Origin of the sequence: Flavobacterium sp. FlaQc-28, assembly GCF_044007415.1 — a bacterium.
Classification (GTDB): Bacteria; Bacteroidota; Bacteroidia; order Flavobacteriales; family Flavobacteriaceae; genus Flavobacterium.
This window is the reverse complement of sequence record NZ_JBIPCM010000005.1, coordinates 374573-380953: the sequence shown is the minus strand read 5'-3', so window position 1 is coordinate 380953 and position 6381 is coordinate 374573. Positions and strand designations below refer to the sequence as shown.

At 35.4% G+C, this 6381-nt stretch carries 5 protein-coding genes; 3 read left to right on the top strand and 2 right to left on the bottom strand.

What is annotated here, in order from left to right; all coding sequences use genetic code 11:
• The 3 genes from istA to ACHRVL_RS15540 all read left to right on the top strand — a co-directional run.
• A partial coding sequence (istA, locus tag ACHRVL_RS15550) for an IS21 family transposase (RefSeq protein WP_395414195.1) occupies positions 1-1347 on the top strand: 1347 nt, incomplete at its 5' end.
• 12 nt (positions 1348-1359) lie between these two features.
• Complete coding sequence (gene istB, locus ACHRVL_RS15545) at positions 1360-2097, top strand: IS21-like element helper ATPase IstB (protein WP_395414193.1); 738 nt, start codon at positions 1360-1362, stop codon at positions 2095-2097.
• 169 nt (positions 2098-2266) lie between these two features.
• Positions 2267-4489, top strand: coding sequence for a cation:proton antiporter (locus tag ACHRVL_RS15540; protein WP_395414204.1), 2223 nt, complete (start codon positions 2267-2269; stop codon positions 4487-4489).
• Between the two features lie 205 nt (positions 4490-4694).
• Here ACHRVL_RS15540 and ACHRVL_RS15535 read toward each other — a convergent pair whose 3' ends face one another.
• A complete protein-coding gene (locus ACHRVL_RS15535; RefSeq protein WP_289877092.1) occupies positions 4695-5273 on the bottom strand; it encodes an alkylphosphonate utilization protein in 579 nt (192 codons plus the stop codon).
• A 127-nt stretch (positions 5274-5400) separates the two neighbouring features.
• Positions 5401-5997, bottom strand: coding sequence for a class I SAM-dependent methyltransferase (locus tag ACHRVL_RS15530; RefSeq protein ID WP_395414190.1), 597 nt, complete (start codon positions 5995-5997; stop codon positions 5401-5403).
• Positions 5998-6381: the final 384 nt, after the last annotated feature.

Sequence of the window (6381 nt, the reverse complement as noted above, 5' to 3'; positions counted from 1 at the left end):
TCCCAAAGCACAGAAGAGGTTACGACTCCAAGGATGCAAAAGGTCTATGAGTTTTTCCCCCAAATGGAACGGGAATTAAAGAAAACAGGCGTAACCATGTATGGCATGTGGGAGCGTTATCTCTCTTTAAATCCTGATGGATTTAGAATCTCTCAATTTAGATTCCACTACTTCAAATGGAGTAATAAAGTCAATCCTGTGATGCATATGATTCACAAAGCCGGAGATAAAATGTATGTGGATTATGCCGGAAAGACACTCTCAATTATTGACAAATCAACATCTGAGATCAAAGAAGTACAGTTTTTTGTAGCTATTCTTGGAGCAAGCCAATATACTTATGCTGAAGCTTCTATGAGCCAGCAAAAAGAAGATTTTGTTGCTTCAGTAGAAAATGCGATACGCTTTTTTGAAGGTACTCCTGCTGCAATTGTGCCGGACAATCTAAAATCTGCCGTAATCAAAAGCAGTCGTTTTGAACCCACCATTAACGAAACTCTTGCAGATTTAGCAGAACACTATGAAACTACCATTCTGCCTGCTAGAGCCTATAAGCCAAGGGATAAATCTCTGGTTGAAGGAGCGGTTAAAATACTCTACAGAAGAATTTATGCAAATTTAAAAGACATAGATTTTTTCAGCATAGAAGAGTTAAATCAAACTATATGGTACTTACTTGATGATCATAATAAAAGAAAGCTCACAGGACGTCCATACTCTCGTTTTGAGTTATTCATTGAAGACGAAAAGCATGAATTACAACCACTTCCTCAAGAGCGTTTTGAAATTAGATATCATTCAATGGCAACAGTTATGCAAAACGGACATGTTCAATTAAGCCAGGACAAAAACTACTACAGTGTGCCTTATCAATATATAAAGAAAAAAGTAAAGCTGTTGTACACAAAATCAACCGTTGAAATCTACTTCAAATACAATCGTATAGCTACTCATAGCAGAAATCCCAAGCCTTACATCTATACCACAAACCGGGAACATCTTGCAAGCACACATCAATTTGTATCAGAATGGAGTGCCTTTAGATTTATTGAATGGGCCAACAGCATTGATCCGGCAGTAGGAGAATATATTATGCAAATAATCGACAGCAGAAGCCATCCTGAACAGGCATACAAAAGCTGTTTGGGAATATTATCTTTTGAAAAAAAAGTAGGTACAGAAAGATTAATAAATGCCTGTAAACGCGCACTTGACTTTAAAATTTACAATTTTAAAACTATAAATAACATCTTAGAAAACAGTCTGGATAAAATACCTATTGAACAGGAGAAAGAGCAGGATCTTCCTGAGCACAATAACATTAGAGGGAAACATTATTTTAATTAAAATCAACAAACAATGAATGAATCTACCGTAACAAAAATGAAGCAAATGAAACTTCATGGAATGCATAACGCTTTTAAAACAGCCATCGAAAGTGGCAAAACTGATCATTATACGCTCGATCAGTTTATATCAATGATGATAGATGCCGAATGGGATGAAAGACACAACAGACGTATTGAACGAAGTATTACAAATGCACGCTTCCACTACAAATCCAATATTGAGAGTATTAATTTTGATGAGTCACGCAATATTGACAGAAACCTTATACTTCGTCTTGCAGAGTGTAGTTTTGTTGAAAAGAACGAAAATGTCCTAATAACCGGAAGTACTGGTGTAGGTAAAAGCTTTTTAGGAACAGCTCTGGGTTATCAGGCTTGTATAGAAGGATATAAAGTAAGTTATTTTAATACTTCAAAACTGTTTGCAAAATTAAAAATGGCAAAGGCAGACGGCACGTACTTACGAGAACTTATTAAAATACAAAGGCAGGATGTTATAATTCTTGATGATTTTGGACTGCAGGCGCTCGACAATCACAACAGAATTACACTCTTAGAGATCATTGAAGACAGGCACAATAACGGTTCTATCATCGTAACATCACAAATACCAGTTCAGGGATGGTATGATATCATTGGGGAGAAAACCATAGCAGATGCAATCTTAGACCGGTTAATACATCAATCGCACAGGGTTGAATTGCACGGAGAATCTATGAGAAAGAAAAAAAGCATAAATAAGGGATAATTATTTATCTATATTTGAATATAAATTAACAAATGAAAAAAGTAGTTTTTTGAAATAAATGGAGGTGCTCACTTTGCACCGAAAATAGGTGGTCAATTTAAACCGAAACTAGATGGTCAATTTAAATTGAAAATAGGTGGTCAATATCACTGGTTTTTACACTATTTTAATGTATTGGATTATTTTATTGGGTGTAAAACTTGAAACAGGAAGAAATATCACTATTCCGAAGTCAGAGAAAAGTCATTGGAGCGAATTTATGAGTTCACTTCTGGACAACCTGCAGCATCCTTTGGCGCTGCTGCTGGCACAAATTGTTACCATCATTTTTGCTGCCCGTATTTTCGGCTGGATCTGTATAAAAATAAAACAGCCCGCAGTAATAGGAGAAATGATTGCAGGGATTGTAATGGGGCCTTCCCTGATAGGGATGTATTTCCCGGGGTTTTCCACAATTTTATTCCCTTTGGAATCCTTAGGAAATCTTCAATTCTTGAGTCAAATTGGATTAATTCTCTTCATGTATATTGTAGGGATGGAAATTGACATGAAAATATTAAGAAATAAAGCCCATGATGCCGTAGTGATTAGTCATGCCAGTATCATCATTCCGTTTGTTTTAGGAATGGGACTTGCTTATTTTTTATATAATGAGTTTGCCCCTGTGAATGTTCAGTTTATTTCTTTTGGATTATTTACCGGTATTGCCATGAGTATAACCGCTTTTCCGGTCCTGGCAAGAATTGTGCAGGAACGAGGTATACACAAGACCAGATTGGGTACTATCGTTATTACTTGTGCGGCGGCTGATGATATTACTGCCTGGTGTATATTGGCAGTGGTTATTGCTGTCGTAAAGGCCGGTTCCTTTACAAGTGCTGTCTATACTATTATTTTGGCATTGGTATATGTTGTATTAATGATAAAGGTCGTTCGCCCATTTTTAAAACGAATAGGTGATCTATATACAAACCAAGAAAAATTAGGCAAACCAATTGTTGCTATATTTTTTCTGACTCTTGTCCTTTCCTCTTACTTAACAGAAATAATAGGGATTCATGCTTTATTTGGAGCTTTTATAGCTGGGGTAATCATGCCTGAGAACATCAAATTTAGAAATCTTTTTATAGAGAAAGTAGAAGATGTAGCCTTGGTTCTCCTGCTTCCATTATTTTTTGTGTTTACGGGACTTCGAACACAAATAGGTTTATTAAACGAGCCTTATTTATGGAAAATTGCCGGACTTATTTTTCTGGTTGCCGTGGCAGGCAAATTTGTCAGCAGTGCTTTGGCTGCAAAATTTGTAGGACAGAACTGGAAAGACAGCTTATCTATAGGAGCATTAATGAACACAAGGGGATTGACCGAATTGGTTGCGTTAAATATTGGGTACGATTTAGGGGTATTGAGTCCTGAATTATTTTCTATGATGGTAATAATGGCTCTGGCAACTACATTTATGACAGGACCAGCCTTAGATTTGATAAACTGGATTTTTAAATCCGATCAGGTCAAGGTCAAAAATGATGCGCAGCTGACCCATAAATATAGAATTTTATTATCATTTAATAAACCAGAATCTGCAAAAGCATTATTAAAATTAGCAGACAGCCTTACTCATAAACGACAAGATAATTCTGAAATTACGGCCATGCACCTGCTGCCTGTTGATGAACTGCATCATTACGATACTGAAGTTTATGAAACAGAAAGTTTTAAGGATGTTATTGAACAGTCAAGAATTCTAAAAAGGCATATCACTACTATGTTTAAAGCCTCTTCAGACATTGATAATGAAATTGTAAATGTAGCTAATAAAAGTAATTATGATTTACTTCTGATTGGTTTAGGCCAATCTATATACGAGGGCAGTTTATTGGGTAAAGTACTAGGATTTACAACCCGAATGATCAATCCTGAAAAACTGATCAATACCGTTACAGGAAAAGAAAATATAATTGACAGCTCACGTTTTGATGAAGGCACAAGACAAATAGTATCCAAATCGCAAATACCGGTAGGTATTTTTATCGATAAAAATTTTACAGATACTTCACGGATTTTTATTCCACTATTTGATACCAAAGACTGGGATCAGATTGTAATTTATATTCAGAAGTTTATTTATAATAGCCCTGCAGTAATAATAGTTCTAGATGTGGAAGGACAAATAATGGCAGATTTACCAGCCATGGAAAAAATACATTCGATTGAACAGAGTACTCCAAATCAATTTACATTTAAGAAGAAACAAACAATTGAGAAAGATTTTTTGGTTCAGCAAAGCCTTATGCTGATAGGCGCAGAAGGCTGGAGACATTTGGTTAATACAAAAAGTTCCTGGTTATCTGATATTCCGTCAACATTGATTATTGCAGACGAAAAAAGATAAAAACTTCCAAAATAAATTCATCCCTATATAATAAATATTCCTAATCAATACAGGGATGAATTCTTTAATCAAATCTTAAACCTTTTCCATTTCTATATATTAATTCTAATATCATCTTATGAAAAAGGGCTGATCTAGAACAATTTTAATATACAAGGGTTTATAATCATTTATGTTATAGCAAACCTATAAACATATAGTAATATTATTTCTTCACAAATTTAGTTAGAATTACTATTGCCTGCCCGTCTATTTTTCCTTCAATTTGCTCATGATTGTCATGAACTAAACGAATATTTCGCACCGCTGTACCAACTTTTGCATTTAAAGACGAGCCTTTTACATCCAAATCTTTGATAAGCGTTACCGTGTCGCCGTTTTGCAGGATATTACCATTGCTGTCTTTATGGAAATTAATAGATCCGTCACCAGTATGGTCTCCGGTTGCTTTTGCCCATTCCAGATTTTCATCCTCCAAATACATCATATCCAGCGCATCAGCAGCCCAGCTTTCATTACGAAAACGGTTAAGCAGACGCCAAGAAACCACCTGTACGGCCGGCACTTCACTCCACATAGATGTCGATAGAAAATTTTTCCAGAAAACATCATCCAATTCCTCTTTCTTTTCAATTTGGCGAAGGCATTTCTCATTGATTAAAATCCAACTGTCCACACCTTTATTTTGAGCAGGCGGAACTTCATAAGCAACTAGATTTTCACCGATACCGCTTAATTCACATACATTTCCACTTCTCTTTTTTAATAATTCCTCTAATTTCATTTTATTTTATTTTATTTGGAAATAAAGTTTAAAGACTTCTCAGAACATATTCTAAATCCATATATCCTTCACCGTCCCTATTTTAATTGATTTTATTTGGCAGCGTTTATAGATTTAATGCTCCAATTTAAGCCGTTTTTCTCCAGAAGCTTAATATCCCGCCGTGCGAAACGGATTCTAGGCTGAAACTTTTTGGAACCTCTCTGCAATTGCTCCAGTAGGTAACCAGTTTTGTGCCAATGGGAGTTTTCTCCAGCTGGTCTTTAAGATAAGCTGTATATAGATTATATAGTTCCTCACTTGGATCAATTGATTTGTCAATACGGGCCGTCAAATCTATATTTTCCTGAAATGAATTGAAAAAATAGAAAGCGTCATAATCCAACAAAGATATCTCCATAATATTTGAGTGTATGAATTCTGCATTATCAATCTTATATTTTTTGGCAATTTTTCGCGATAATTTTATAAGCGATTCCCTTTGCTCCACCCCATAAAAAATTCCACTTGTTAAAGCGGCCCCCACAAGGCAGAATTTCCCAGCCCCCGAGCCTATATCCAATACCCTTTTATTGGGTTTGTCCACCAAAAAAGCAGCTGCTTTTCTGGCTATTTTTACGGGGGTCCAATGACGGGCCGCCAGCTTCTTTATCCTAATAGGGTACACTTGGTTAAACTCGTTATCATCAATAGATTTATTTTGCTTGAGTTGTTCAAAAATCATTTTATAAATACTTTTGCATTTGCTGCAGTTGGCTTAATTTTCCCTGTTAAATGGAATAATTTAACAAGTAGCAAAAGTATGGAGAGTCCCAATATATTTAACTGATTAATATCTTTCTAAAATTTGATTTAAATCAAAAAAAAAAAGCAGGGACAGAAAATATAATTTTAATAGATAATTATAACAAGCTGCTTCATCAGGTCAGACGTGCCGTCTGCCAGTTTGAAAAAAAAAAAAATACTGGCATATTTTCCGTTGGGAAGATGCCCCTGATTTTTCAGGTGGGCCCTAATGGTAAGAGCACAAATAATACATCAGAATTACCCGCTAAAAAATCTATTCTAAAGTTTGCATATCAAAATCAAATGCCCATTTTAACATTAA